Origin of the sequence: Leptothermofonsia sp. ETS-13, assembly GCF_049200465.1 — a bacterium.
Classification (GTDB): Bacteria; Cyanobacteriota; Cyanobacteriia; order Leptolyngbyales; family Leptolyngbyaceae; genus Leptothermofonsia.
Genome location: NZ_CP120836.1, coordinates 2,807,738 through 2,833,473, shown reverse-complemented (window position 1 = coordinate 2,833,473; position 25,736 = coordinate 2,807,738). Strand labels below are relative to the sequence as shown.

The following is a 25,736-nucleotide window of genomic DNA, read 5'->3' as shown; positions in this document are numbered from 1 at the left end:
TAAAGGAGGGGTGGGGGCTGCGCCTCCAGCCAGGGATTCCACCCCTGAACCCCGTTCCTAAGCTTAGTGACTATAGCTATAAATAGCCACAATGAACTGCATACAACGCCACGAATGGAAAAAGGGAACCAAGGGAATTAAGGGTTCTATTTTCAAGTCAGGTATTTTTCTGCGAAACCATCATTGAATTGGGTTTCTCAGGTGTTTATCAGATGATTCAAAGTCTTTTCTTAACCACCCATCATGCTTTACCCATTCCGCAATCCTAAATTAACTCGATAAGTACTTACGGAGCGATTCTATGTCTTCCGAACACTATGACTTGATTATTATTGGCACGGGTGCGGGCGGTGGTACGCTGGCGTATCGCATGGCGCGGAGTGGAAAGAAAATCTTGATTTTAGAGCGGGGTCCGTTTTTGCCCAGGGAGAAAGATAACTGGAATACGAAGGTTGTGTTTAACAGCGATCGCTACCACAATTCTGAAGTGTGGTACGACCGGGATGGCAATGAGTTACATCCCGGTATGAGTTATTTTGTGGGAGGCAATACCAAAGTCTATGGGGCTGCACTGTTTCGCCTGCGGGAAAAGGACTTTGAAAAGTATCAACATCGAGATGGTATTTCCCCAGAATGGCCCCTGAAATATCGGGACTTTGAACCTTACTATGTCCAGGCAGAAAAGCTCTATCAGGTACATGGCAAAAGCGGCCAGGATCCGACGGAACCTTACCGCAGTGAGGAATTTCCCTATCCTGCTGTCAGCCATGAATCTCGCATTCAGGAAGTCAGCGATGCTTTGGTTATCAAAGGACTGCATCCCTATAACACCCCGGTTGGAATCCATTTGAACGAAGCACAGCGCTATTTGAGTACCTGTATTCGTTGCAATACCTGCGATGGTTACCCCTGCCTGGTTCAGGCCAAATCGGATGCGGAAGTTAGTGCGGTACGTCCGGTTATGGAACAGAACAATGTCACATTGGTGACTGAGGCAAAAGTGCTGAAACTACATACCAGCCCCTCTGGTCGGGAAGTAACGGGTGTTGAAGTTGAGATACAGGGCGATCGCAAAGTTTTTCTGGCGACATCGTTGCGGTTGCCTGTGGTGCAATTAATTCCACCGTCCTGCTGTTACGTTCTGCCAATGACTCCCATCCGAATGGATTGGGCAATCGTTCGGGTCAATTAGGGCGCAATTTCATGAAACATGTGCTTGGTTCCATCATTGGAGTCACAAAAAAGTCTAACCCAACTGCCTTTCAAAAAACTCTTTCAATCAATGATTTCTATTGGGGAAAAGAGAGCTACGACTACCCTATGGGACAAATTCAAACCCTGGGCAAAGTGAGCAAAGAAGCACTGGAAGGAAATGCCGAAGCTTACGCTCCGCTCACCCCTGAGCAGGTTGCTTCCTACTCCATCGATTGGTGGCTTACGGTTGAAGATTTACCAAATTCCAGTAACCAAATTCGGGTCGAGGGCGATCGCATCATTCTCGATTACACCGAGAACAACACAGAAGTTTACGATCGGTTAGAGCAGCGGTGGATTGAAATTCTTCAATCACTTGAATGCGGTTGTGAGATTTTGCCCAACACCTCTTCCTACTTTGTCAAAGGAGGCAAAACCTATTTCACAGGCAAACTGCCACTGGATGGGGTTGGGCATCAGGTGGGCACTGCCCGTTTTGGTAAAGATCCCACTACTTTAGTATTAGACCTGAATTGTCGTTCCCATGACCTGGATAACCTGTACATTGTCGATGGTAGTTTCTTCTGCTCCAGTGGTGCGGTCAATCCAACGCTGACAATCATTGCCAACGCTCTGCGAGTGGGAGATCATCTGATTGAACGGATGAAATAGTGGGTTGTTATAAAAATGAACCTGAATCTCCTGGCGATCGCCCTCGAAACCTCTGCCCAGGCTCCGCTCTCAATCGTCCTTCTGGCAGAAAATCTGCTGCGCCATCTTGCTATGCTTTTGAAAGTTGTTTTAGAAAGCATTGCCATCCTGATTATTGTGTATGCGGTTGTGATAGTGCTGCGGAAACTGTTTCGGCATCGAAAAACAGATCGAGATCAGGATGTACAGCTTGCCATTCGGTTGGACCTGGGATTGTCCCTGGCGTTATCGCTGGAATTTTTGCTAGCCGCTGACATTGTGGGTACTGCCATATCGCCCAGTTGGGATGCGATCGGTCGATTAGCCGCTATCACTGGCATCCGAACCTTTCTGAACTTCTTCCTGCAAAAAGAAGTAAATGAACTTGAACAAAAATCAACTTACAATCACCACGGAGGAAAGACCCAGCAATGAATCCTCAAACCGCTACTGGAATTGACCTGCAACAACTGGCTGAAAGCCGCGTCCAATTACATTACGCCATTCAGTTTATAGCAGTAACCGGAGCTGCTTTAGTAGAACCCCAACCTGATTACCGTCACACCAGCCTGAACTGGAATCCTCAATTAAAGGTATTTTCTGGCCCCTTGATTCCAGCTACTCAACCGTTTCGAGTTGCGCTGGAGCCCGTTAACCTCGTCTCAATGATTTTGAATGAGCAGGGAGATGCGATCGCCACCTTTTCCCTTTCCCACCAAACGCTGCAACAGGGGCTTGACTGGCTTAAAGCTGAAATTGCTAAACGGGGTGCCAATGCCGATCAGGTGGTATTCCTGTCCTATCCTCCGGGAGATTTTCCAGAGCATGCGATCGCCCATGGTGCCCCCTTCAGCAACAGTCAGGATTTACCCTTCAAGGACCTGGCTGATTTTTACGCGGTCACCCACACCTTGCTTGAAAAACTCAGCATCCAAATTGATGGAGCATCTCCAGTTCACATCTGGCCCCACCATTTTGACATCGCTACCCTAATTACCCTACCCAATGATCTATCCCAGACGATTGGCGTCGGCATGTCTCCCGGCGACACCAGCTACAACGAACCCTACTGGTACGTCTCTCCCTACCCTTACCCCGATACCGATCACCTGCCGGGTATAGAGGGCAGTGGTTTCTGGCACACCTCCCACTGGGTTGGTGCCGTCCTCACTACTTCGCAACTGGTAAACTCTGGCATTGAAGCCAATCACCTACAGATACAAGTTTTTCTCGACTCTGCGATCAAGACATCTAGAAGCCTGCTGGCGATATGAGTGGAGGGGTGGAGGGGGGCATCCCTACGAAATTTTATCTACAGGTTTAGAACATCATCTGACGTAGAAACTCAGGCTCAAACTCAAGACGTACTCATAATGAGTACATTTTAGGCTATACTCAAAAAAGTAAAGTCTAGAAACCCAAAAGGACCTGGCTCTATGGTCAAGATCGCTGGTATCGCTGGAAGTTTGAGATCTGGCTCCTACAGTCAACAAACCCTAAAGGTCGTGGCAGAGCGTGTTAAGGCACTAGGAGCAGAGGTCGAAGTTTTAGATTTACGACAACTGAATCTCCCTTTTTGTGATGGCAGTGACGAGTATCCTGATTATCCGGACGTTGACAAACTTCGTAAAGCGGTACTGGAAGCAGATGGAATTATCCTCGTAACGCCCGAATATCATGGCAGCCTCAGTGGTGTCTTGAAAAATGCCCTCGACCTGATGGGCTTTGAACACTTTTCTGGTAAGGTAACTGGGCTGATCAGTATATTGGGTGGGCAATCTAACAGCAATGCGCTGAATGACATGCGAACCATCATGCGGTGGATTCACGCCTGGACAATTCCCGAACAGGTCGCAATTGGACAAGCCTGGAAAGCTTTCGACGAAGCAGGCAATTTGCAGGACGAAAATCTTTCCAAACGTCTGGATGCGTTTGCTCAGAGTCTGGTCGAAAATACTCAGAAGCTGCGAGGAGTCAATCAAAGAGAAATGTCCGTTGCTTAAGTGGTTAAGCTGGTCGCTTGAGGCAATTTTTGAAAACCAAATAGGAGGGTAGGATGGGCGCCTGTTGCTTTGCCCACCCTACTCACACAGTCAGCGATCTCTTGTTTGAGGGTTGGCTGAGGCAACCTACGCAGTCGAGGAAAGTTGGGTGGAACGGCTGAATATTTTTTGAGCAGGCCCCTTTCAAACAATTCACAAGCGGCCTGGCTGTAACCATGGTATCAGGATGACAAAGTTGCCAGCCAGCAAGAAGGCGATCGCCCCTGGAACAAAAGGTAACCATCCCCCTTCCATGGTCAGGATAGCGAGACAGCCACCATAGAGAATGGCGATCGCCATCCCACTTGCCAGTAACCAGCGAGGCAATGTCCGCAGCCAGCAGGCAAGTAGCCCTCCAATCCACGCCCAGAAAAGAATCCACCCCTGTTCAGCAGATTGGGATAATGTCCAGATCAGGGGACGTTGATCCAGGACGGCACTGAGAATTTGACTCACCATATGGGCCTGAACTTCAACCCCTGCCATGGTTTGAACAGTACGTTGGTGGGCGCTGTAGGGTGTAATCCAGTGGGTATCGTTAAAGCTTGGGTCGGTCGTACCAATCAGAACAATGCGATCGCGGATGGTAGCCAGATCCACTTGATCATGAAGCACCTGTTGTAGGCTGACCGTTTGAGCAATCTGACGAGTTGCCCGATAGTTTAATATGACCTGATGCCCACTGTGATTAATCTGGTGATAGCCTCCTGTGTTTGCTGTTATAGTCCTGAATACCACATCACCAATCTGAATGTAATCATCTGGGGTGTACTGAAGAGTGAATTGCTCCTGTTTCAGATACCGGACTCCAATCTGCATGTTGAAGGAGAACTTATTCTGGCAGGGAGAGGCGTCACCCACTGCTAATAGATGGCGACGTACTACCCGATCTGAATCTAACAACACATTATTAAAGCCCTGGGCGTGGGGTTGAACTTCCGGCGGAGGATAAACGCCGGGATTGCCAAAGTAACAGATGGCAACCAGGCGATCGCTGCGTTGCATCCGCTGTGCCAGTTGAGGCAGGTTGGGATTGACTGGATAGTTGCGATAGATATCTAGACCGATCGCCCGTGGCTTTGCTGCTTCTAGCTTTGCCAGCAATTGATTCAGCATCCGGTCAGACAGGGAAGCCACCCCCCGTTCTGCCGCTGGTTGGGATTGCACATCCTGCTCAGTAATAGTTACCAGCAGCAATCGCTGGTCGGGACCTTCCTCTGGACGCAGCCGCAGGAGTTGATCAAAGGCAGCCAGTTCCCATCGTTCCAGCATCCCCAGCGATCGCAGACCAATCAGGCCAGCCGCTATCAGCAACCCTGCAGCGAGCACACTCCAGATGGGTAGTATGGGCGCAGCCGATTCAGCCATGCCCAATTCCTGTCGAATCCACCGCTGATCAAACACAGTTTGATAAATCCGGTTAAAGACTACAAGGTAACCCGCTTGCTTCACGACCAGCCCGGACAGACGCAATTCCAGATATTCAGGCGTGTTCCGTGCCCGCAGTTTCCCCTGGCGTAAAATCTGCCGATATAGTTTCAGCAGACGGCGGCTTTGAGAGTGGCGTAGCAGGCGATCGCGAATGGTTCGCAGGTGCTCTGGCTCATCCTGGGTTTCCCAGTTATCAATCAGGCGCGATCGCACCAACTGCTCAATCGATTCTGGTTCTTTGCCTGCGGGAATATATGCCAGGGCTGAAGTTACCATCCAGCATAATTTTTGTGTCAGAAACGGTTGTCCGCCAGTCCAATCTAAGATCTGCTTCAAAACCATGAGTGGATTGTCGGCTTTTGATTCTAGTCCTTTTACCAGAGCATAACTTTCGTCCAGTTGGAATCCTCTTAATTCAATGGCGCGACCAATGTTAAAGGGAGTGGCATGTTTATCCCGCATTAAATCAGAGGGGGTGGCAACTCCCAGCAAAGCAAAGGTGAGACGCTGATAGGCTGGATGGGCTGCCCGTTTTTCATAGCAGTTGCGAATCAGGGCAAAGAAATCATCGGTGAGGAAACTCAACCCCAATACGCTATCAATTTCGTCGATAAAGATGACCAGTGGAGTGTGAATTTGAGCTAAGAGTACCGTTTCAATAAAATGGCTGAGCCGCTGCACAGGAGAGAGATCATCATGGGCTTGCAACCAGGTCCGGCGATTGACCTGGAGTTCAAACCCACTGATCAATTCCTGAATGATACCGCCATACCATTGAGTTGCGGTGATTTGCTGGCTACCAATTCCCGTCAGTTCGATTTCAGCGCAGGCAATCCCCTGCGATCGCAGCCGGTTCATCGTCTGAATTCGTAAAGACGATTTACCCATCTGGCGGGCATTGAGAACATAGCAATACTCTCCAACCAGCAGAGCTTGATAGAGTTCTGCGTCTGCCTGCCGTACCACATAGCTGGGAGCATCGACTGGTAAACTACCCCCTGGCTGATACTTGTAGGCAGCAAAGGGGAATGGGTAGGACGCAGACGATCCATCATCACTCATATCAACCTGCTCCCAGCCGAGTGCGAAAGTATTGGCGATAGAGATGACAACGGGGTGCCACTCCTGCTCCAGAGACAATGACTAACCCCATGCTTTGTAATTGGTAAACTTGCATGGGTTCCAATGGCACAGGTTGTGGGGAGTTGACGATTTGCTTTAATGCATTTGCCAGTTCAGGGTGTTGTTGCAGGGTCATCCAGTGCTCCCGCAGATGGTTACTGTAGATGCCAGCATCCGTAGGCGCATCCTGAAGCAACTGGGACAGGGAAACCTCTGTATGACCTCTGAGATGGGAGAAGGCTTGCTCCAGCAGATAGGGATGTCCACCAACCATTTGCATGAGCAGAGACAATTCATTGGTAATGGTTTGTGCCCCGGTTACCCAGTTCAGCCCATAGTGTTGTGCGAACTGTTGAGCTTGCTCCGGAGTGAATTCAGGCAGGTCGATTGGCAAGCCTACGTTGAAAGGGGACTGGTTGATGTTGAGGCGAATGTAAACATCGGTGGCATGGCTGATTATCAGGCGTAGCTTTTTCCAGGACTGCCGACTTCTTGCCTTTTCATACCAGGAACGCAACAAGCCAAAAAAGTCTTCATAGACCTCCGGGTAGGGAAAGAGCAGATCAACATTGTCCAGACACAGCACCAGAGGGCTGTCGTCCTGTCCCAACAGGTATTCTTCCACGTAGGTTGTACAACTGACTTTGCTGCCCATGCCTGCCTCATCCCAATAGTTTTCGAGCTGGTTTGGTAGCCCCAACTCACGACTAAGATTTAAGCACAACCAGCGCAGAAACCTGTCCAGGTGGGTCAGGTGGGTGCGGCGATCAGCCAGTTCCAGGCTCAGATTCACGATGCGAAATCCGACCCTACTGATTCGGTTCAGAACCCAGTTGATCAGAGTTGTTTTCCCCATTAGTCTGGGTGCTTTGATCCGGATTAACGCCCCTGATTGTAGCAAGGCATCGTAACAAACGGCTTCGATCGCAGGGCGCTCAATATAGAAATCTGCCGCAGACGACCTATCACGCGGGTTGATTATTTCCGCAGATGCTTGCTCAGGAGTGGAGCGATCGGGTGTTGTCGTGCTTTTATCAATGGGGTTGAGTTCTCCTTCCCAACGGCGTTTAAGAGCTTCTTTGAAATTACTTTTCTTGACTTTTTCACCCAGAGCATCAGACAACAGTTTCCACAATTTAGGTGCAACGTCCTGGCTTAGATAACTGGTGGCATATTGATTTCTGGCTGCAATCTGATCGTACTCCAACCGATTCCAGGCTCCTTCCAGCACAATGATTTCCACATCTGTCAGGTTTCGCTTTTCCTGCTCAAACAGGGCTTGATTAGCAACTCTTACAGCATCTTTGAAATCAAAGTTCATCATCAATTTCGCCAATGTCAGTTGTGAAGGCTGCCTTTGATTATACAAACGCTCCTTTTGAAAAAATTGCCTGGAATCAAAAAACTGAATTGACCTGAATTTAACTGAAATTGAGCTATGGGATGGAGGGATCTTTCAGCTTTGCGTGGGCATCAGCCTGGTCACTCAACTCGAATAACATCAAAAGTTTCCTGATTTCCAATACGGTAGAACAAAAAGTCCGAATCGAGAGTGAGGATTTGCCGATTGCCTGTCTTCTCAGCCATCAGAATAAGTGTTGCATCTGCGAAGTCCATTGGTTGGTCGTGATATTTTTCCATCAACTCCAACAAACGAACGTAATCCTTCTCCTGAATTTCGTAAACCATAAGCAGTTTTTCCAAAAGCAGTTGCCCCAACTGTTTTTACATCGTCCATCTGCCCCGGTAAGGCGCCAGATACATGGCTATCATCAGGCAAGACCAGGTTGGGAGGAGAGGCGGGGCAAGTTGCATTACTACGCTTCGGTAGGCTTTGTGTTGAAGTTGGGTGCGATCGACCAGACAGAGCAAAACACCTGCATCGCAAAGAATCATAGCTTCTACAGATAGTGGGTAAGGGGGTGTGGGGGACTTTGTCTCCCACGAGGGGCAACGCTCCCTCGCCCCCCATGTGTAGCCCAACTTTCAAGAATTGGCATTACACCTTCCCGATTTCTTCTCGATGATTCCTTATTGTTCAATTGAGTACTCAACCCATCGAAGGGCAAAAGAACATTTTTCCCACTACGGAGGGTCAGTTTATGATCCAGTTACGATGGTTTCAACGAAAGCCGAATGCTGTTCTGGTTATTGCATTATCGATCGCAGGTTCTTTCAGTGATCCTTTGTCACTTCTGGCAGCTCCCCAAAACTCTGCTGGAGTTTCCACTGAGCCGAAGTTGATCCAGTTTGCGTTGAGCAATTTAAAGGACCCGCCGAATCGCGGTACCCCTCGCGGCACGGTGGGAACGGGAAGCCGGGGGGACTGCCTCAGCACCACAAAACCGTTGACGCTGCTGGCAGGGGGGCAGGGGCTGGAACAAACTGTGAGTGGGCATCCCACCTTCTGGGTCTACGTTCCCTACGCTCCTGATGAAACCACTTCGGGAGAATTTTCACTCCAGGAGGGCGAAGAGGAGGTGTACCGCGCTCCATTTCAACTGCCCCCTTCTCCGGGTATTGTCAGCATTGTGCTGCCCAACAGCGTAGCCCCTTTGCAGCCTGGTAAGGAGTACCGCTGGTACGTGGACATCAACTGCCCCAGTCGAAAGCCATCTCGCAATTCAACTTCAGTATCGGTCACGGGAATTGTCAAACGAGTTGCCATGTCGGCAACCCTGGCAGAGGATTTGGGTAACGCCAAAACCCCGTTGCAGCGAGCTGCCAGCTATGCCCGTCATGGCCTGTGGTTTGATACGCTGACTGAACTGGCTCATCTGCGCCTGAAGCAGCCCCACAACCATGAAGCCAGACAAGCCTGGATTGAATTATTCAGCGATCGCAACGATTGGTTGAGGTTGATCGCTCATGAAGCAATTACTGGTAGTGTCATAACCAGTTCCCCACCAAAATGAAAGGGGACCAGAAGTAAGGGCGGGATAATTCGGAACGGGTGCCATTTTCCTGATCGTATAAAAAGCTGAGTTGCGCTCGCCGTAAGGCTTCGGCTTTGGTCTGAGTGGGATCGTTTAGCTGCTGATAGAAACGCACCATCAGTTCTGCGGTGGAGACATCATTAACCTGAAATAGGGTCGCCAGAGTGCTACGTGCCCCAGCGCGAATGGCAGCCCCCGCTAGCCCCAGGGCTGCCCGCTGATCTCCTGTTGCTGTCTCACAGGCACTCAAAATCAACAGTTCAATCGGGCGCAAGTTGGACAGATCATCCCGCCGAAACAGGGTATCCAAATCTTTCACCTGAATCCGACCCAGCCAGTCCAGAATGAAGGTCTGCTCTGGATTGGAACTGAACTGGCCGTGGGTGGCGATGTGGACAATGTTAAATCTCTGGGCATTGATCTCGGCTTGAATATTGGCTTTAACAAATTGTTGATTCTCCAGCTTGTGGCTGCGGCTCACCTGTTGCTCGATCCCTGCCAGTTCAAGCGCCACATGCTCCAGCACAGCTAATTTTTCCTGTTGAAAGCTGGGTGCATTGGTTGCTCCTGCAATTAGTGCATTTAATGCCTGCCACTGAGGCCGAGGTTTTGGATCGAGCAGTTGCAAACCGGGAGTGACAGCGATTGCATAACGTTCGATCAAATACCGTTCTCCATCAAACAGTACCGAGGGTGGAATATTGCGCAGGGAACCATCCAGGACAAACACCAGCGTTTTGATAACAGGCTGGTTACCCGTTGCATTTAGATCCGCTGCAAACGGTTTGAGTAACCAATCATACAACTGACGGGCTTCTCGCTTGATTTGACTGGGGCTGGTGCTGCGCCGTCGCAGCGATCGCTGCAATTGGGTAACTGCCCGATCCACCTGAGCTTCAGAAATGCCAGGCTGACGGGCATGACGCAGATGATTCTGACCCGGCAATTTCACAATCACTTCCAGACGATCCGGGAGCAAGATCGGATACACGATCGCCGCAGTGGGGTCCAGGTCATCAATATTGACCATTTGTGGACGGGCGCAGGCATCCCGGAAGAAATTGTCCAGTTCCGCCAGTTGCAGCGCTTCGATGGTCGTGCGGGCAGCGATGAGATTGGCAACCGTGGGCTGGTCTGCCCGCAATAACAGGTCAACATACTCCCGGTAGACCGGTTCTACCTGTTCCCGAAACGAAAACTGGATTTCGGGTGAGAGTGCTACCAGGTCGCTCCGCAAGGTAGTCAGAGTTTGCAGTGCTTCGCGGTAGTAGGCGATCGCAGCGGGACTGGCAATGGATTTTATATTGTCAGCACCCTTCTGTGCCTGGTGCAACCGCCCCAGTTGCCATTGCCACTGGTAGGACAGATCCGCCGCCCCAATGGCCTGAGCCAGTTGAAGTGCTCGTTGGGTTGTCATTTCTGCCCGACTCCAATCTGCTCTGCGCTCATAGAAAGCACCCAGCATCCCCAGAGCATTGGAAATGGCACGTGGATCTTGCAATTGTTCTGCCTGACGCACCGCTCTATGGAGCACAGCAGCCATCTGCTCTGCAATCGCTGGTTGCTGGCTGAAGGGTAGTAGCCGGTGGGCAAAGTGTACCTGCCCGTCGATCGCGGCTCGGCTGGCAGGTAGCCGTTCCATTTCAGCGCCGATCTCGGCGATTGCGGCGGTTGGTAAAGGATTAGACGGATTGGTTTCCAGTTGCAAACCGAGGGCATTCAATCGTGCCTGAATCCGGGTCAGAGGTGTGGGGGCGATCGCAATGGCTTGCTGATAGTAAGCCAGGGCAGCCTGGATATGTCGTTCGGCTCCAGCGGGATCTTCCCAATCAACAAACCGACCAGCCAGCGTTTTTTCTGTGTTACCAAGGCTGATCAAAATTTTGCTTTCATCCTCTGCGGAGGAGCGCGATCTGGCAACGGCTAGGGCAGCCTGCAATTGCTGTTTTGCCTGCTCCAGTTCTCCTACCTGCCGACTCAGATTACCCAGGGTATGCAACCCGGCAAGTTTCAAATCAGGATCGGACAACGGCAACAATTGTTGTTCCAGCCGCTCCAGAACCTGCTGTGCCCGTCGATAAAAACCAAGCATTTGCAATGCCTGAATCTGGTTAATCTGGCTCCCAAGGCTGCCAACCGTATCTCCTGCACGGGCATACAGGGACTGAACTGTCTGCCAGGTTTCCAGGGCGGCCTCCAGATCGCCCGTTGCCCGTTGCCAGTGCCCCTTTGCATTCAACACCTGTGCCCATACTAGTTCAGCCCCTGGCTGACTCTTCAGCAGTTGCAGACTGGTTTCGATCGCTGCTTTGGCTGCCTGCCATTGTCCCAATTTTTGCTGCGCCAGCGACAGAAATGCCAGGGTTTGCGCCTGCCTTAAGCCATCTCCCACCGCAGCATAGGCACTGGCAGCCTGCTGCAATACCGATATCGCTTCGGCAAACTGTCCCGCATTGTAGTGTTGTTTCCCCCGTTGTACCAGCATGGCCGGAGGTGATTCTGCCCCCACTGGCGGAACAGCCTGGATGCCCAGAATAACTAGACTGGTAAGGGCTGCGATCGCCAGAAACCGAACCAATTGCTGCATTCCAACCTGATTCACCCTCAGCTAGTAGTTATCCTGAAATTGATTGTTCAGTGATCCTGAGTTTATCTCAACTACACCGTTGAATCATTCCAGATACTGAAAGATAGCAACTGATTTGCAATCGATCATTCCGCCTCGTTGTTAAGCTCCGGCTTAAAAACCTCATCCAGGGAGGCTCTGGCTTCCCGGATGCAATCAGAAGTGAGAGCTTCTTTCCGAGATTACCAGGCTGGAGCCCGGTTATGAGCAATCAGCAAACCATCAAGGAATCCAATGGATGCATGGAAAACAGGTATAAACAACTGATCCAGAGATTATTTGCCGTGAACCGCCAATTTTTTGCCTTCACTCTGATCATCACATTTTTTCTGAATGGGTTTTCAGCTTCACGGATTGTGAATGCTACGATTTCTGAGCGGGAACCCAATGATGAACGGGGTCAAAAATTGGGGAAGATTCGCCTGAATCAAATGATTGAAGTTATTGGGAATTTCAGAACAACCAGCGATCGATTGGATCAGTACAGTGTGAATGTCCTGGATCATGGTTCACTGACTGTTCGGCTTCAATCGGCTTCCCACCTGGTTGCTAAAGTCTATCGAGACAACGACGGTAGCAGTACTTTCAGCCCCGCAGATTTTTTTGTTGGCACTATTCAATCGAGGCAGTCTATCAAGGCGCATCAATCGGGTGAATATCTGGTTCAGGTGTTTAAATCACCTAATGTAAACGGATTTCCAGGCTATAGCCTTCTATTTGTCAATCAACGGTAACCTGAAAGGGTCTAGCAATGGGTCTTCCAATCCAGTGAAAATGTGCTTTGCTCATCTGTGTATACCCTATCCAGTTTTTTTCGGTGCAGGTAACAGGTTCCGATCGAATGGATGGCAGCCCAGCAAATTTAGAAAATCGCTCCAGGATAAAGAGGGGGTCACCGTTACTGGGGTTGCGGTGAGCCAGATGGAGCCATCCCCTGCCCGGAGCCAACCCTGGGCCTCAACAATTCGCTCTGGTTGACGTACCAGTAATTCAGGGGCTTTTGCAGTGGGTTGGAGCGATCGCACCTCCTGTCCCTCCCTCTCTGCCATGCGCCAATCTTCCCATCCAACGGTGGGACTCAGCATTGCTACAGGAGAATCGGGCAGTCCACCCCGCCCGATGATGAGAAACTGGTTGCCTTGAGTTGCCGAACAGAGTTGCTGGTTAATTAAACGGGACGCATCAACGGGAGCATTGGGTAATTGAGTCAGGGATTGGGTTGGATCTAAATTGGGAGTGGTAATGGCAACAATCCCACTCAACGACGGACTGGTTTGGGAAATAGCAGTCACATCATTACTGGGCAACTGTTGTGGATTGAGGCGAGTCGGGTCAGTGGTTTGCAGGGCCCGCTCCAGATCCAGGCGGGTGCGGGGCACAAACCCGAAAATTCCCAGGGTGTCAATTTTAACCTGCCCACCTCGACCAGAAAAAGCATTGGCAGTAATGTCACTGTTTTCGTCAGGATTGGAGACGATAAAGCGAGCATTGATGCGAATGTTGCCACCATCACCACCAGCGGCAGCCGTCCCTGCTGTTGCCGAAATTAAACTGTTGCGACGCAGTAACAGAACATCCTGTACGTCCAGACTAATATCGCCGCCTGTAGAACTGGTGGTTTCAGCCGTGATCCGTCCCTGATCCAACAGTTTTAAGGAACCAGTGGTGATGGCGATCGCGCCTGCTGCTCCAGCACTTCGGCCTTCTGCAGTAATTTGCCCACCATCCTGTACCAGCAGTTGCCCTGTGTTCACTGTAATTGTTCCACCTTGCCCATTACTGAGGGATTGGGCATTAATCAATGCTCCATTAGCGAGCCTCAGGGTATTGGCCTTAACAAAAATGTTGCCCCCATCCCCAGTTGTGTTTCCGGCGGTAAAGGTGCCAAAACCACTGGGATTCCCCGTCCCTGAGGCAAATCCTGAAAGAGTCACACGATCTGTTGCCTGGACAAAGATATTGCCTGCTCTGCCATCTGCATTAACCAGGGATGCATTCAGACGCGCTCCATTGGTGAAAGAAATATTTCTGGCGGTGACTCGCAGGTCTCCTCCATTCCCTGTGGCGCGCCCGAAGCGATCGCTCTCTACAGCTGTATCTGCCGAACTGACAAACTCGCCTACCGCTCCATCCCAGGCGGCGAGTTCACGCGCCACAATAGTGACATTGCCTGAGTTACCTGTTCCATTAGAACCAGACCTGATGTTCGCTCCATTTCTGACGAACAGGTTGGTGGTTGAAATGGTAATGTCTCCTCCACGACCAACTGCTCTGGAAAACTCAACAGCACTGAATATGCCACTATTGACCGGCAGAAGAGTATTGCTAACGCCATCTAACAAAACCGTGTCACGGGCAGCGATGATTATGCTGCCTGCCCTGCCCTGCCCAAAGGTGCTGCTATTAAGTCTTGCACCATCTCGCACCAGGAGGGAGCCAGTGGTTATCCTGATTTCTCCTCCATTGCCAAAGTTACGCGCTGCGGTGAAAATTCCGCTCGTGAAACTTCCGAGGTTAAATGGGCTGGGCTGGACTCCCAGGAAGGAAGCTGTATCTTGAACATCAAGGCTGATATTGCCTGCATTGCCGCGTCCACGGGTGAAGCTAGCTAATGATCCACCATTCTGGGCAACCAGCGATCGCGTAGTAACCATAATCTCCCCACTGTTCCCAATTGCATCGGGTTCCACAACACTGCGCAGACTACTGGAACCTCGTCTACCAATTCCATCCAGCCAAACAGTATCTTGAGCTTGGATAATAATCTTTCCAGCATTTCCCTGTCCTGCCAGCCTAGTAGTGAATTGGGCACCATTAAGCAGGGAGAGTGAGTTCGCCGTCAGTTGGATATTTCCACCCTGACCAGTAGTACTTGCCAGCACCGAATTATCAATCAGGCTGGCATTTAAACTAGCCAATTCAGTTGCATGAATTTCAATATTGCCAGCCTGTGTTCCAGGGAACCCCAGTCCTGTTTCAATGCCAGCCAGCAGTTGGGTGTCTGATCCAGTCATGGTGAAGTTCTTCGCGTTGACGATGATATCACCGCCACTCTGCGATCGCACATTGATCTGAGCACCATTCGTCAGTGTGACATTGGCGCGATCAACACTACCGGGGAAACTAAGTTGCCATTGATTATTCTGGACCTGGAGTGGAATCACTCCCTGGCTGGCAACCCCAGCAAGTTCCACCCGCGCTCCAGGTGCCAGAATTCGCCCGCCCTCAAGCTGCACGTCGCCGCCCACAAACAATACACTCTGTTCCGCCGCTATTTGTAGCCCGACACCATCCGCTGTAGAACGATGAACGATTGGTTGAGCCGCCATTTGACTAAACCACAGAGCAGAGGGATTGACCGTAAGTAAGGGAGGAGCCTGGGGATCGGAGACACGGAATATACCCTGGTTGCCAAACTGAACTTCATGCGCAGTCGTCGTAATGAAGGAGCCACGCACGTCTAATCGACTGCCTGGACCAAACAGGAAACCATTCGGATTGATCAAAAACAAAGACGCCGCACCATCGACTCCCAGAGTACCCAGAATATTAGACGGGGTATTGCCTGTGATACGAGCCAGGATCGTCTGAATGCCAGCAGGATTAATAAAATACACACGCTGTCCGTCTGCAACATTGAAATTCTGGAAACTGTGAAACAGATTAGCATTACGAATTGCGCCACCCCCAATTTGAATGGCCGGTTGTCCACCGACGGTTCCAGATACTATCACGGAATTTTCGCTCCCCCAGGTTGTATCAGGTGTGATCTGCGCCAGGGCGGAGTGGGAATGAAAACAACGGGTTACTACAATCAACAAGAGTGCTACCTGCCTACCGGATGCACCGTTGAGGAAAGAGTTTTGAAGCAGTTTTCCATACCAGGTAACCATTGGTATTAATACCCAACTAATCTGACCTCAATTTAGCTGAATTTGCCTGAATAGTGAATGAAAAATTTGAAGTCGAAGCTCTAAATAAGTCCTGAATTCATCTCAACTATTGGAATAAAAAAATTCTGATACTGATACTGTTCAGAGTTAGTCAATGCATTGTTCTATCAATTGATAATTAATTGATAGAACAATACAAATAAGCCTAGTGCATGAACTGGAACATCCAGATCTATCCATTCTAGTTAACTCAATCTGTAAGGAGACTACAAATCATGAAACGCCAAGTAACGGCAATTGGTCTGGCAACCTTCTCTGCATTCAGTTTGCTCATTTCTCAATTTGCTGAAGCAACACCAACTCGAGTAACGATTACTGACCGAGAAAACAATAGCCGGCAAACCCCTCAGTGGATTGGAACCCTGAAACCCAATACTATCTATACTGTAAACGGTTCGCTGGGAAACCGGCAGAGCGATGGACAGATTGATCTGGTCGATAACTATCGCTTCCGAATTTCTAAGGCTGGCAGATATGTGTTCGCGCTGGGAGGTGGCGCAAAGGCTGGCAGTGCAGAATTGCGTTTGTATAAAACTACGACGCTGATTGCCAATAAGAAACCCGCTCAACCGATTGATATGGTTTTGCAACCCGGCACCTACCGATTAGAAGTCTTTCGGACTCCATTTGCCCAGGGTTCATTCAGCTATGGGACTTCGATCATTACCCCTCAAAGCTAAATAGCTAATGTCCTCTGATGTATAGCTGTCGCCAGGTTGCTTAGGACATTGGCTTTAAAGGGGTGCTTCGTCCCCAGCCAGAGGTTTCACCCCTGCACCCAGTCCTAAGCCTGGTGGCTATCGCTATATTTCGTGACTCAATTTCAAAATGGCTGTATGACTCAATCTAAGGAGATTATCAACAATGAATCGTCAACAATTTGCTATTGGCTTTACGGCTATTTCTATCCTGAGTGCGCTGGCATCTCCTCTTTCGGCGCAAACGCTGGAAAGAACCGTGAATATGACTGTAGTTAAAGCATCTACAAAATGGGTAGATTCTTTTGATCAGGGCATCATTCAGTATTTCGCTCCTGATTTTTATGTGATTCCGACCATTGATGGGCGGCAGTTGCCCAAGAGTAAAGTAGTCAGCGACAAAATGGAGCCGACTTTCAACCACTCAGTTGCGACCAAAGTCTCTCTTTCTAAAACTAAAGTTCCCATCAGTTTGAAATTGATGGACAGCGATACCTTTCCTAACAGTGATGATATTGCTGATATCAATCCTCTTCCTGGTCAGGATGTGCTGACGCTGAATTACGAGCCAAGTACGGGGTCAATCTATGGTCCTGATGGTCGGAAACTGGGTACAAAAGGTCAGGCGATCGCCGTCAAGGGAGATAAAGACAAACACGGGGTAGAAATTACCTTCATCGTTACCCACAAAGATACAACGGTTACCAGTCCACAACTACCCCAGGAACCCAGTTGCCCGGTCGCAGGCACCAATTGTCAGGTGAAGTAATACAGAATCCGTGACTAATATTTCAGGTAATGGTTATGCGAATTCGATTCAGCCAGTAGTCTGGCAAACAGGATTGGATGGAGTGTATAACGCGGTGTACCTGTGCCTGCGCTTACCCCGACAGCGATGCAATGAGTGCGATCGCACTTGCAAGAGTTTTCTTAAAAATGGCAACAGTTAGGAGTTGGCGAAATATTAGAAGTGACTTTTTGTTAAAGTATTGCATCAACATAGTTAATCAATGGAGAAGAACAATGGCACAATACAAACATAATTTGCCGCAATTATCGAGTGATTTGTTTATTACGGATGGTGGCATTGAAACCACACTCATCTTTCGGGAAGGACTTGATCTACCTGATTTTGCAGCCTTTGATTTGTTGAGGCATGAAGCAGGTTATCGAGTATTGCAAAAATACTTCCGCACCTATGCCAGCCTCGCTAGAAACTATCAGGTTGGTCTGATCCTGGAAAGTGCAACCTGGCGAGCAAATCCCGATTGGGGCACAAGGTTGGGATATTCCAGTACAGCATTAGCGGAGATGAATCGGATGGCGATCGCACTCTTGCACGACATTCGCAATGAATTTGAAACAGAACAGTGCCGAATGGTGATCAGTGGCTGCATTGGCCCCCGTGGTGATGGCTATATTCCAGCCAATGCTATGAGCGTGGATGAAGCACGACACTATCACCAGGCTCAAATTAATACCTTCCGTGATGCCGAGGCTGACCTGGTAACGGCAATTACGATGAATTATGTGGAGGAAGCGATCGGGATTGTCCAGGCCGCCCAGGCCAGTGAGATGCCAGTCGTGATTTCCTTTACTGTAGAGACTGACGGTAGATTACCTACAGGTCAGAGCTTGAAAGATGCGATCGCTCAGGTTGATGCGGTTACCAACAATGCACCTGCCTACTACATGATCAATTGCGCTCATCCCACCCATTTTGCCAGCGTACTCGTGGCGGGCGAACCCTGGATAGAGCGGATTCGGGGTATTCGCGCCAATGCTTCTGCCAAAAGTCATGCTGAATTGAATGAGTCAGAAACATTAGATGACGGCAATCCAGAAGAACTGGGCAATCAGTACCGTGAGCTGAAAGACACATTAAAGAATTTGAATGTGCTGGGGGGCTGCTGTGGTACTGATGATCGCCACATCGAAGCCATCTGCAAAGCCTGCTTGCCCGTCTTCTGGATGCATCTTTCACAGCAATCTTTGATGCAGCGCGTCTAACGAGTCTGCAATTTTTGTCAGCAAATCTGATTTATCCGAGATCAATTCTATGCAACGTATAGCGGTAGTCATTATGGTTAGGACTGGGTGCAGGGGTGGAACCCCTGGCTGGGGACGAAGCACCCCCCTTAAAGCTAATGTCCCAAGCAACCTGGCGACAGCTACACTCACTCGGAGTTCATCATGAAAGATTCTATCCCCTCTGTGCCTCAGAAATTTGGGCACCTCCTGGGGGGTAACTGGCACAAATCAAAAGCCAAATGGCTGTTTGTCATGTGGATTTATGGCGACATTGAAACCACACTCACTTTTCGTGAAGGACCCAATTTGCCTGATTTTGCTGGTTTTGCTCGACTCAAACATGACGCAGCTCACAGGCATTCCAGAGATAGGTAGATAGCCATCATTAATTGTAAAGGGGGGAGAATTGTAAAGGGGGGAGTGGGGGTTGCGTCTTCAAAATTATCCTTCATTTAATTGCACCTGACTACTTACTTTCGCATCTAAACAAGCATGAAGTAAATGATTTATGTTGAAACACCAAATGATAACTACTTTAGTGATTGTATCTACTTTAGGTACACTGTATTATTCCATTCCTGTGGATGCTGCTAAGCATAAAATTTTCGATCAAGAATTCAATGATACTTTTGCTCAAGAAATTGGGCGGTTAAATAAAGGTGATAGCTTATTTCTGAACGGTGTGGTTGGTGGTTTCCTGGATCAGGATATTGATCCGGCTGACCTGTATCAGGTAGTTGTGATGAAGCCACAAACGGTAGTTCTTTCTCTGGACAGTAATCAACCAACGACTCAACTTCGTGTCTGGACAGACAAAAATCGCGATCGCCAGATTACAGCGGGTGAACAAATCATGGTCTATAAGCCCGCCAGAGAGACTGCGATCGCAACCTTCCAGCCTGGAGCTTACATCATTGAAGTGAACGATGGAATTCCCAGACGCGAGGCCAATTATTCGGTTGAGATTGCAAGTATTCAATGATTTTTAGACAGGTTATTCAGACATTGTCATTTGCTGTTGGCTGTCAGGCATTTTTATTAGTCATGAGTCACAGATCATTGCTCATAACTTCATTGGTCATAACTAATGACCAATAACTATTCATCAGTAACCTGAGCAGGATTTATAGCGATAGCCACTAGGCTTAGGACGGGGTGCAGAGGTAGAACCCCTGGCTGGAGGTGAAGCCCCCCCACCCCCTTTAAAGCCAATGTCCTAAGCAACCTGGCGACAGCTGTCACAAACCATTCAAGTAGGTGATGCTGCGAGTGATCGATTGGTTGCGATCGCTAACAGATTGTGCTGCAAATTTTGCTGGTTCGGGAGTTAGTGAAATGAAATTATTAACACGAGGAATCCTTAGTCTATTACTAGCTCCCCTGGCTTGTTTGTATGCTCAACTGGCAGCGGCACAAGTCAAAATTCAGCCATCTAATTTTAATGAGAAGGTCATCGTTCAACCAACGGATGAAATTCGATTGACGTTGGATCGGTTGCCAGCTGAGGAAGAAGGTAAACTGACCATTTTCATTGGGCGCACCGATGTCACCTCTCAATTCCGTCTAGTTGGGACAGAATTGATTTACCAACCCGGTCTTTTTCCACTGCCATCCGGCGCAACCCAGGTCACAGTTTATCTGGTCAAGGACAATCAATGGCAAGAAATTGCCCAATTCCCCCTCAGTGTGGCTCCGCAAAAACAGTCCGATGGTTTAATCCAACCCAACCTTCCATCTGAATCAAAACAACCCGATGCAGCCACACCTGCCGAACAACAACAGCCCCCAACCGTAGAACCCACCGATAGGCAATCCACCGATCCATCTCAACCCCCTGAACAACCTGAGGCATCCTTACCAGACCTCGACAAACCCGTGACAAATGGATCAAACCAACCCCAACCAGAACCGTCTCAACCCACTCAAAAACCTGCTCAAGAACCTCCGAAAAAAACCACTCAATCCGACTCAATTCCATCGAAACCCAGCACCTCAGCAGCCGACCTGAGTAATTCATTTCAGCCTCAGCCCCCCCTCCAACCTCAATCGCCTGCACCCGACCCAATTCAAGCCCAACCCGAAACACCCAGTTCAGACTTCACTATCACTTTCAAACCACGAATGAACGTGACTGTGAAGTCGCAATTTTTGGAGCAGACATCGGGTAATGCCCCCCCCTCGGAGCGACCCACCTTTACCGATGCCACCGTTGAAGCAGGGTTTGAAGCCGAAATCAGTCGGGGCACCTTTAATCTACAAAGCCGCTTCAGCACCCTGGGAGTCACGTTTCAACCAGAAGCATTGCGGTTTGCAGAATTGGGAGAAAACGCCCCCCGATTTGACTTGAGTGAGTATCAGATTAATGCCAAATGGGGTCCTGTCGAGTTTGCCATGGGACACCTGTGTTATGGCAACCATCCCTTTCTGCTCAGTAACGTTTGCAGTCGTGGGGTCACCTTTAAGGTGAACCTGAGCGATCGCATCGACCTCTCCATCAACAGTATGAATGCCACCAGTCTGGTGGGGTTTGACAATTTCTTTGGTTTGAACGATTTCAGCAATAACATCACGGCAGCCACGCTGGGCTTTCAATTGATCAAAAATGACTTTGGCGGCATTCGTCTGGAAGCAACAGTGATGGACGGCAAACGTAAACCGATTGGAGACTTTAACGTCGGAGAAGTGGTGGATGCTGAAAAGAGCCGTGGCTTTGGCTTTCGCCTGTTTGGTACAGATAATTCTGGTCGGTTGCGGATGGATGTCGGCTATGCTCGCAGCACCTTTACCAATCCGCCCGATCGTCAACTCATTGATGCCGGTGCTGGAGTCGATGAGTTGGTCGCTGACGAGTTTGAAGAAGCACCTTTTATCGAAGAACCCTTTGTTGGGGAACCGATTATTGAACAACCCATTCTTGAACAACCGATTGTTGAACCGCCACTTGATCCACCTATTGATCCATTACCTGTCGAACAACCGATTGTTGAAGCACCGATTGTTGAAGCACCGATTGTTGAAGCACCGATTGTCGAAAGCCCTATCCCAGAGGAATTTATTGAAGAGACAAACGGCACCCCGGAAATCCAGATCGTGCCCGTCAAACCAGTTACCAAATCTGCCTTCTATGCTGATGTCAGCTATGACGTGCTGAAAGACGTCAACCTGGGCGGCAATCGGACCCTTTCCCTCACCCTCAATGGTCGTTATGAACGCATTGATCCACAATTTCAAAGTCTGGGAGCCACCGTTACAGCCGACCAGATGCGAACAGTGGTGGGTTTCAATGCCAGCATCAGTGGAGCCAGCATTCAGTTTCAGCAGGAATGGCTGGAAGATAACCTGGCCAATGTGCCCACCATCCTCAAAACGAAAACGCGCAACACTACGCTGAATGTGAATGTGCCTTTTCAGAATGTTCTGGGTTCAACCAGTCGCTTTTTACCGGTGTTGAATTACTCCTATCAGCGGGTCCAGCAGGTAGGCGCAAACGTACCCATCCCAGACCTATCGGGCTTTGATCCGACTGAAATTCCAAACCAAATTAATCAGCAACATCAATTTGGAGTGCAGTGGTTGTTTGATGAATTGAGTTTGAGCTATCAATTTTCCAGTTCCTTTCAAGACAATCGCCAGCCCAGTCGCGAGAATGCCGATTTCCTCAATCTCAGTCATCAGCTCTCCTTTAGCTGGCAACCATCGCCCCAATTTCAGCTCACCCTGGGCTATAACTGGTCCAGTGCTGAAAGTAAAGAAGAGGGCATCACGCGCTTCAATTCCAGTCCGACGGTTGGCCTAAGCTGGGAGTTCCTGAAAAATTTGACCCTCGCCCTCAACTACAACTTCACTAGCGATCGCGACTCGCGTAACCAGTCCTTTACTCGGGCCATTGGTCTGGAAGCCATTTTGACCTGGCGCTTCACAATCTTTTCGGGATCTGGAACTCAATTTCCGGGCAGTGCCTTCATTCGCTATAGCCGTCAATCCAACTTGAACCGCGACAACGTCTTTGGTTTTTCCACCGATTCCACGCTTCAAGTCATCAACGCCGGTCTGAGTATCAGTTTTTGAGGAGGAACCATCATGCGATTCGTGGCCCTTTCTGCTTTATTGACCAGTGCCTTCACACTTCTGTTCTCGTTCAACGCCCAGGCCGTGAATGTCAGTCCCCGTGGGGTGAACGTACGGACCTTTGGGCCAACCACGGTATTTCTCACCTTCTTTGGGTTGGATGCCGATCAACGCCCAGCAGAAGCCCTCTGGTGTGGGGCCATCAACGCTGACCAGTCCTGTGTTCCCGGTACCATCTTTGGGCGCTTACCCGTGCGTAGTAATCTGGCCAGGCGGAGCGGCAGAAACAATCTTACTGATATCATGACGATTCCCGCCTCAGTCGCTCGCCGGGCTTATCAGGATGCCCTACGAGGAAATTCTTCTGAGTTTTTCTACGTCCGCCGCTTTGTCAGCCGGACGGGTGGACCGGATGAATTTGTCGCTGTCACCTGTCGCCTGGCCGGAGGGGGGGCACGAGTTCCCCTGGCGCTCACCCAGGTACGCCTGGAGTTCGTGGGCCGTGCTGGTTCTAGCCAGACTCCATTCAATTCCATCATTCAGGTGGTGCCCCAGGGACAGGAACCGCCTATGCTCCAGGCCAACATCCGTTACAATGGGTCAGGCCGACTCAAGGGACGCTGGGAAGTGGTCTTACCCGGTGATCCACCGCCTACCTCGCAAGACTTATTGACAGAAGCAACTCTCCCGATTGAGCAGCGAGGATTGCAACGGCGCTATACTCTGGTCGAGCCCTTTGAGCATTTCCTGCCACCGACGGGTGAAGTGACTTTGCCCGGACCCGACCCAACCCGACTGCCGCAACAGACAGCGGGCCTCCACCTGATTCTGTTACGGATTGAGGCAACGGATGACCGTGAAGGCAATTCGTTTACTGGGGTAGGTACGGTCAATAGTGGCGGGGTGGCGGGGTTTCCCATGCCGGTGTTGCGGTACTATGTCAGCCCCAATGCTACTTCCGTAGCAGCAACAACGACCTTGAAAACTCTGGGGTTGCTCCAACCCGCTGCCAACGCTCAATTAACCCCGACTCAACCCATCACCTTTCGCTGGCAAAACGTTCCCAATGCCACAGCCTTTAAACTGGAAATTGCTGAAGTCAATAATGACCTCTTACTTCTATCAGCAATACTGAATCGTGAAACGACCAGTTATTTAGCTCCTCCCTGGCTGCAAGAGAATGCAGGTAAGATGCTTCAGTGGCGAGTGCTGGCGATCGCTGAAACTGGCACAGTTATTTTGCAATCAGATTGGCGCAAATTCCAACTGCAACCACGATAAGCAGTGAATGATTGTAAGGACAAATGTGCACAATTGCGATCGCCCCTTCCCTACGAGAGAACCAGTATCCTGCGGGCAACTGGAATTACAGAAGCACAGCGATCCACCCTCAAGCAACTGGGAGCGATCGATGGTGATTAACGCCTTTATAGCTCTACGCAGGTGCGTTAGGACATTGAAATTAGACAGGGAGTGGGGGCCTCGCCCCCAACCAGGGGTTCCACCCCTGCACCCCGTCCTAACCACAATGACTACCGCTATAAAGTGTCTGGGTCAATAAGGTGGAAGTGTTGACGAAGTATTTTTCGAGGTTCTATGATGCCAGGACGTGAATCACCCCCATCAAAAGTTTTTTCCAGTTCACCTTTCGCCCTACCCCCTCACACCTCTACTCCCCCTGCCTGACGAGGTGTTTTTCCAGGTCATCTAGAATGGCATTCATAGTTTCAAGTGCTGGAGCGCATCTGACAATCGAGCATCCCCACCCTGGTAATGCTACAGAAATAATGAAGTATTGTAGTAGTGGATGAAATACCAGATCGCTCCAATGTGATTATCTAACGAATTGGAAAAAGACAAGGTTTTGCAGACTAAACGAGATACCCTTTGCCTTAAGGTATTGTTGAATCGCTCAATGTAACTGGTTTTGCCCGTTTCCTTGCCGATCGCCCGATCTCGTTTGCTTGGTAGAACAGCACCATAAGCTGCCCAAAAGTCAGTATAGGCAACGGCGCATTGACGGTAAACCACAGGCAGAGATATCCAGAGCTGATGGGCTGCCGCTTCATCCCTTGCTCCAACATAAACTCCCACAATCTCACGAGTGTCTGCATCCAATACCAACCACACCCACTGCTTGTTGCTTTTGTTCTCCACAAACGACCACAGCTCGTCGGATTGAATCGTTAAACGCCTCTTTTTTGGGCGTGACCCGCACCGCTCGTGGCACGTTGGTAGATTGCTCGTTGACGCAGGTTTGCAACCACTGCTCTGAGACCTGAACAGCACAAGCGGCGTCCACCAGGGAGAAGCGTTCGAGCAGCAAGCGGTCAATCAACTCTCGCGTGGCTTGATCAATCACTTTTTTCGTCGGTTGTTCGATAAACTGTCGCCCGCAATCGTGGCATTTGAACCGTTATTTACCGTTGTGGATGCGACCATTTTTGACGGTTTGCACAGAGGTGCAACTAGGACAGGCAAGCATAGCAAGACTTGAGTGAACTTCTCTACTCCTCATATCATTACATGTTGAGTACTACCATTATCCCTTATTTCCCAACAGGTCTACTGAGGTCGTTTTGCTCGAACGGCCTTAATGTCTGCTATGTCAAGTTTGAGTACTTCCCGATAGAGAAACAGCAAGGCACTGAGAGCTTGATTCTGGGTTGAAGCTGAAACCTGCCCCTCGACGGCTAGATGGGTGAGAAATGCTTCAATTTCAGCGTTGCTCATCGCTTTCGGATGGCGCTTATTGTGAAACAGGATGTAACGACGAATCCACTGCATGTAGGTTTCTTCCGTGCGGTAGGCATAGTGCTTGAGACGAATCGCATCCCGCAGCTGATCCAGCAATTTTTAGGCGGTGGCTGCATAGGAAACGGGTAAATGTACTTTGTATTTAAAGGTACATACAATCACCTCCGTAAGGGCTCTGAAAATATGGG

The 25,736-nt window shown here is 49.7% G+C and carries 23 protein-coding genes and 1 pseudogene; 16 read left to right on the top strand and 8 right to left on the bottom strand.

The window, feature by feature from the left end:
- Positions 1-301: 301 nt before the first annotated feature.
- The 5 genes from P4D80_RS12875 to P4D80_RS12855 all read left to right on the top strand — a co-directional run bounded on the left by P4D80_RS12875 (position 302) and on the right by P4D80_RS12855 (position 3,887).
- Positions 302-1,192, top strand: coding sequence for a GMC family oxidoreductase N-terminal domain-containing protein (locus tag P4D80_RS12875; RefSeq protein ID WP_421654389.1), 891 nt, complete (start codon positions 302-304; stop codon positions 1,190-1,192).
- Positions 1,193-1,203: 11 nt separating this feature from the next.
- Positions 1,204-1,866: a GMC family oxidoreductase gene (locus P4D80_RS12870; protein WP_421654388.1), complete on the top strand. Its 663-nt coding sequence runs from the start codon at positions 1,204-1,206 to the stop codon at positions 1,864-1,866.
- A 15-nt stretch (positions 1,867-1,881) separates the two neighbouring features.
- Positions 1,882-2,319, top strand: coding sequence for a DUF1622 domain-containing protein (locus P4D80_RS12865; RefSeq protein WP_421654387.1), 438 nt, complete (start codon positions 1,882-1,884; stop codon positions 2,317-2,319).
- Complete coding sequence (locus P4D80_RS12860; protein ID WP_421654386.1) at positions 2,316-3,158, top strand: hypothetical protein; 843 nt, start codon at positions 2,316-2,318, stop codon at positions 3,156-3,158. Before P4D80_RS12865 ends, P4D80_RS12860 begins: the two co-directional genes overlap by 4 nt.
- Before the next feature lie 162 nt (positions 3,159-3,320).
- Positions 3,321-3,887: an NADPH-dependent FMN reductase gene (locus P4D80_RS12855; RefSeq protein WP_421654385.1), complete on the top strand. Its 567-nt coding sequence runs from the start codon at positions 3,321-3,323 to the stop codon at positions 3,885-3,887.
- 192 nt (positions 3,888-4,079) lie between these two features.
- Here the strand turns inward: P4D80_RS12855 and P4D80_RS12850 are convergent, their stop codons facing one another.
- The 4 genes from P4D80_RS12850 to P4D80_RS12835 all read right to left on the bottom strand — a co-directional run bounded on the left by P4D80_RS12850 (position 4,080) and on the right by P4D80_RS12835 (position 8,375).
- The gene (locus tag P4D80_RS12850) at positions 4,080-6,419 is read right to left on the bottom strand and encodes a CHASE2 domain-containing protein (RefSeq protein WP_421654384.1); all 2,340 of its coding nucleotides are present in this window, start codon (positions 6,417-6,419) and stop codon (positions 4,080-4,082) included.
- A 1-nt stretch (position 6,420) separates the two neighbouring features.
- Positions 6,421-7,803: an AAA-like domain-containing protein gene (locus P4D80_RS12845; protein ID WP_421654383.1), complete on the bottom strand. Its 1,383-nt coding sequence runs from the start codon at positions 7,801-7,803 to the stop codon at positions 6,421-6,423.
- 158 nt (positions 7,804-7,961) lie between these two features.
- On the bottom strand, positions 7,962-8,168 hold the full coding sequence (locus P4D80_RS12840; RefSeq protein WP_421654382.1) for a hypothetical protein: 207 nt from the start codon (positions 8,166-8,168) through the stop codon (positions 7,962-7,964).
- Between the two features lie 36 nt (positions 8,169-8,204).
- Positions 8,205-8,375, bottom strand: a complete 171-nt coding sequence (locus tag P4D80_RS12835; protein ID WP_421654381.1) for a hypothetical protein — start codon at positions 8,373-8,375, stop codon at positions 8,205-8,207.
- Positions 8,376-8,581: 206 nt separating this feature from the next.
- On the opposite strand from P4D80_RS12835, the gene P4D80_RS12830 reads away from it, so the two are divergent.
- Complete coding sequence (locus P4D80_RS12830; RefSeq protein WP_421654380.1) at positions 8,582-9,394, top strand: DUF928 domain-containing protein; 813 nt, start codon at positions 8,582-8,584, stop codon at positions 9,392-9,394.
- On the opposite strand, the gene P4D80_RS12825 is transcribed toward P4D80_RS12830, so the two are convergent.
- Positions 9,369-12,002, bottom strand: coding sequence for a CHAT domain-containing protein (locus P4D80_RS12825; protein ID WP_421654379.1), 2,634 nt, complete (start codon positions 12,000-12,002; stop codon positions 9,369-9,371). The genes P4D80_RS12830 and P4D80_RS12825 overlap by 26 nt on opposite strands.
- A gap of 242 nt (positions 12,003-12,244) precedes the next feature.
- On the opposite strand from P4D80_RS12825, the gene P4D80_RS12820 reads away from it, so the two are divergent.
- Complete coding sequence (locus P4D80_RS12820; protein WP_421654378.1) at positions 12,245-12,775, top strand: hypothetical protein; 531 nt, start codon at positions 12,245-12,247, stop codon at positions 12,773-12,775.
- A gap of 66 nt (positions 12,776-12,841) precedes the next feature.
- Here the strand turns inward: P4D80_RS12820 and P4D80_RS12815 are convergent, their stop codons facing one another.
- Positions 12,842-15,934 (bottom strand): filamentous hemagglutinin N-terminal domain-containing protein, encoded by a 3,093-nt coding sequence (locus tag P4D80_RS12815; protein WP_421654377.1) that lies wholly within the window; start codon positions 15,932-15,934, stop codon positions 12,842-12,844.
- Positions 15,935-16,209: 275 nt separating this feature from the next.
- On the opposite strand from P4D80_RS12815, the gene P4D80_RS12810 reads away from it, so the two are divergent.
- From P4D80_RS12810 to P4D80_RS12770, 9 genes are all read left to right on the top strand, one after another.
- Positions 16,210-16,674, top strand: coding sequence for a hypothetical protein (locus P4D80_RS12810; protein WP_421654376.1), 465 nt, complete (start codon positions 16,210-16,212; stop codon positions 16,672-16,674).
- A gap of 184 nt (positions 16,675-16,858) precedes the next feature.
- Positions 16,859-17,461: a hypothetical protein gene (locus P4D80_RS12805; protein WP_421654375.1), complete on the top strand. Its 603-nt coding sequence runs from the start codon at positions 16,859-16,861 to the stop codon at positions 17,459-17,461.
- A 10-nt stretch (positions 17,462-17,471) separates the two neighbouring features.
- Positions 17,472-17,642 carry a hypothetical protein gene (locus tag P4D80_RS12800; protein WP_421654374.1) on the top strand — a complete coding sequence of 57 codons (171 nt, stop codon included), beginning with the start codon at positions 17,472-17,474 and terminating at the stop codon, positions 17,640-17,642.
- A 73-nt stretch (positions 17,643-17,715) separates the two neighbouring features.
- Positions 17,716-18,702: a homocysteine S-methyltransferase family protein gene (locus P4D80_RS12795; protein ID WP_421654373.1), complete on the top strand. Its 987-nt coding sequence runs from the start codon at positions 17,716-17,718 to the stop codon at positions 18,700-18,702.
- A 183-nt stretch (positions 18,703-18,885) separates the two neighbouring features.
- Positions 18,886-19,098: a hypothetical protein gene (locus tag P4D80_RS12790; protein WP_421654372.1), complete on the top strand. Its 213-nt coding sequence runs from the start codon at positions 18,886-18,888 to the stop codon at positions 19,096-19,098.
- A 148-nt stretch (positions 19,099-19,246) separates the two neighbouring features.
- Positions 19,247-19,705, top strand: a complete 459-nt coding sequence (locus tag P4D80_RS12785) for a hypothetical protein (RefSeq protein WP_421654371.1) — start codon at positions 19,247-19,249, stop codon at positions 19,703-19,705.
- Between the two features lie 278 nt (positions 19,706-19,983).
- On the top strand, positions 19,984-22,791 hold the full coding sequence (locus P4D80_RS12780; RefSeq protein WP_421654370.1) for a hypothetical protein: 2,808 nt from the start codon (positions 19,984-19,986) through the stop codon (positions 22,789-22,791).
- Between the two features lie 12 nt (positions 22,792-22,803).
- Complete coding sequence (locus P4D80_RS12775) at positions 22,804-24,072, top strand: hypothetical protein (RefSeq protein WP_421654369.1); 1,269 nt, start codon at positions 22,804-22,806, stop codon at positions 24,070-24,072.
- A gap of 3 nt (positions 24,073-24,075) precedes the next feature.
- Positions 24,076-24,213, top strand: a complete 138-nt coding sequence (locus P4D80_RS12770) for a hypothetical protein (protein WP_421654368.1) — start codon at positions 24,076-24,078, stop codon at positions 24,211-24,213.
- 354 nt (positions 24,214-24,567) lie between these two features.
- Here the strand turns inward: P4D80_RS12770 and P4D80_RS12765 are convergent.
- Together P4D80_RS12765 and P4D80_RS12760 are read right to left on the bottom strand one after the other, a co-directional pair.
- Positions 24,568-25,276, bottom strand: a pseudogene (locus P4D80_RS12765) (IS1 family transposase).
- An 80-nt stretch (positions 25,277-25,356) separates the two neighbouring features.
- A complete protein-coding gene (locus P4D80_RS12760; RefSeq protein WP_421654367.1) occupies positions 25,357-25,644 on the bottom strand; it encodes a phage integrase N-terminal SAM-like domain-containing protein in 288 nt (95 codons plus the stop codon).
- Positions 25,645-25,736: the final 92 nt, after the last annotated feature.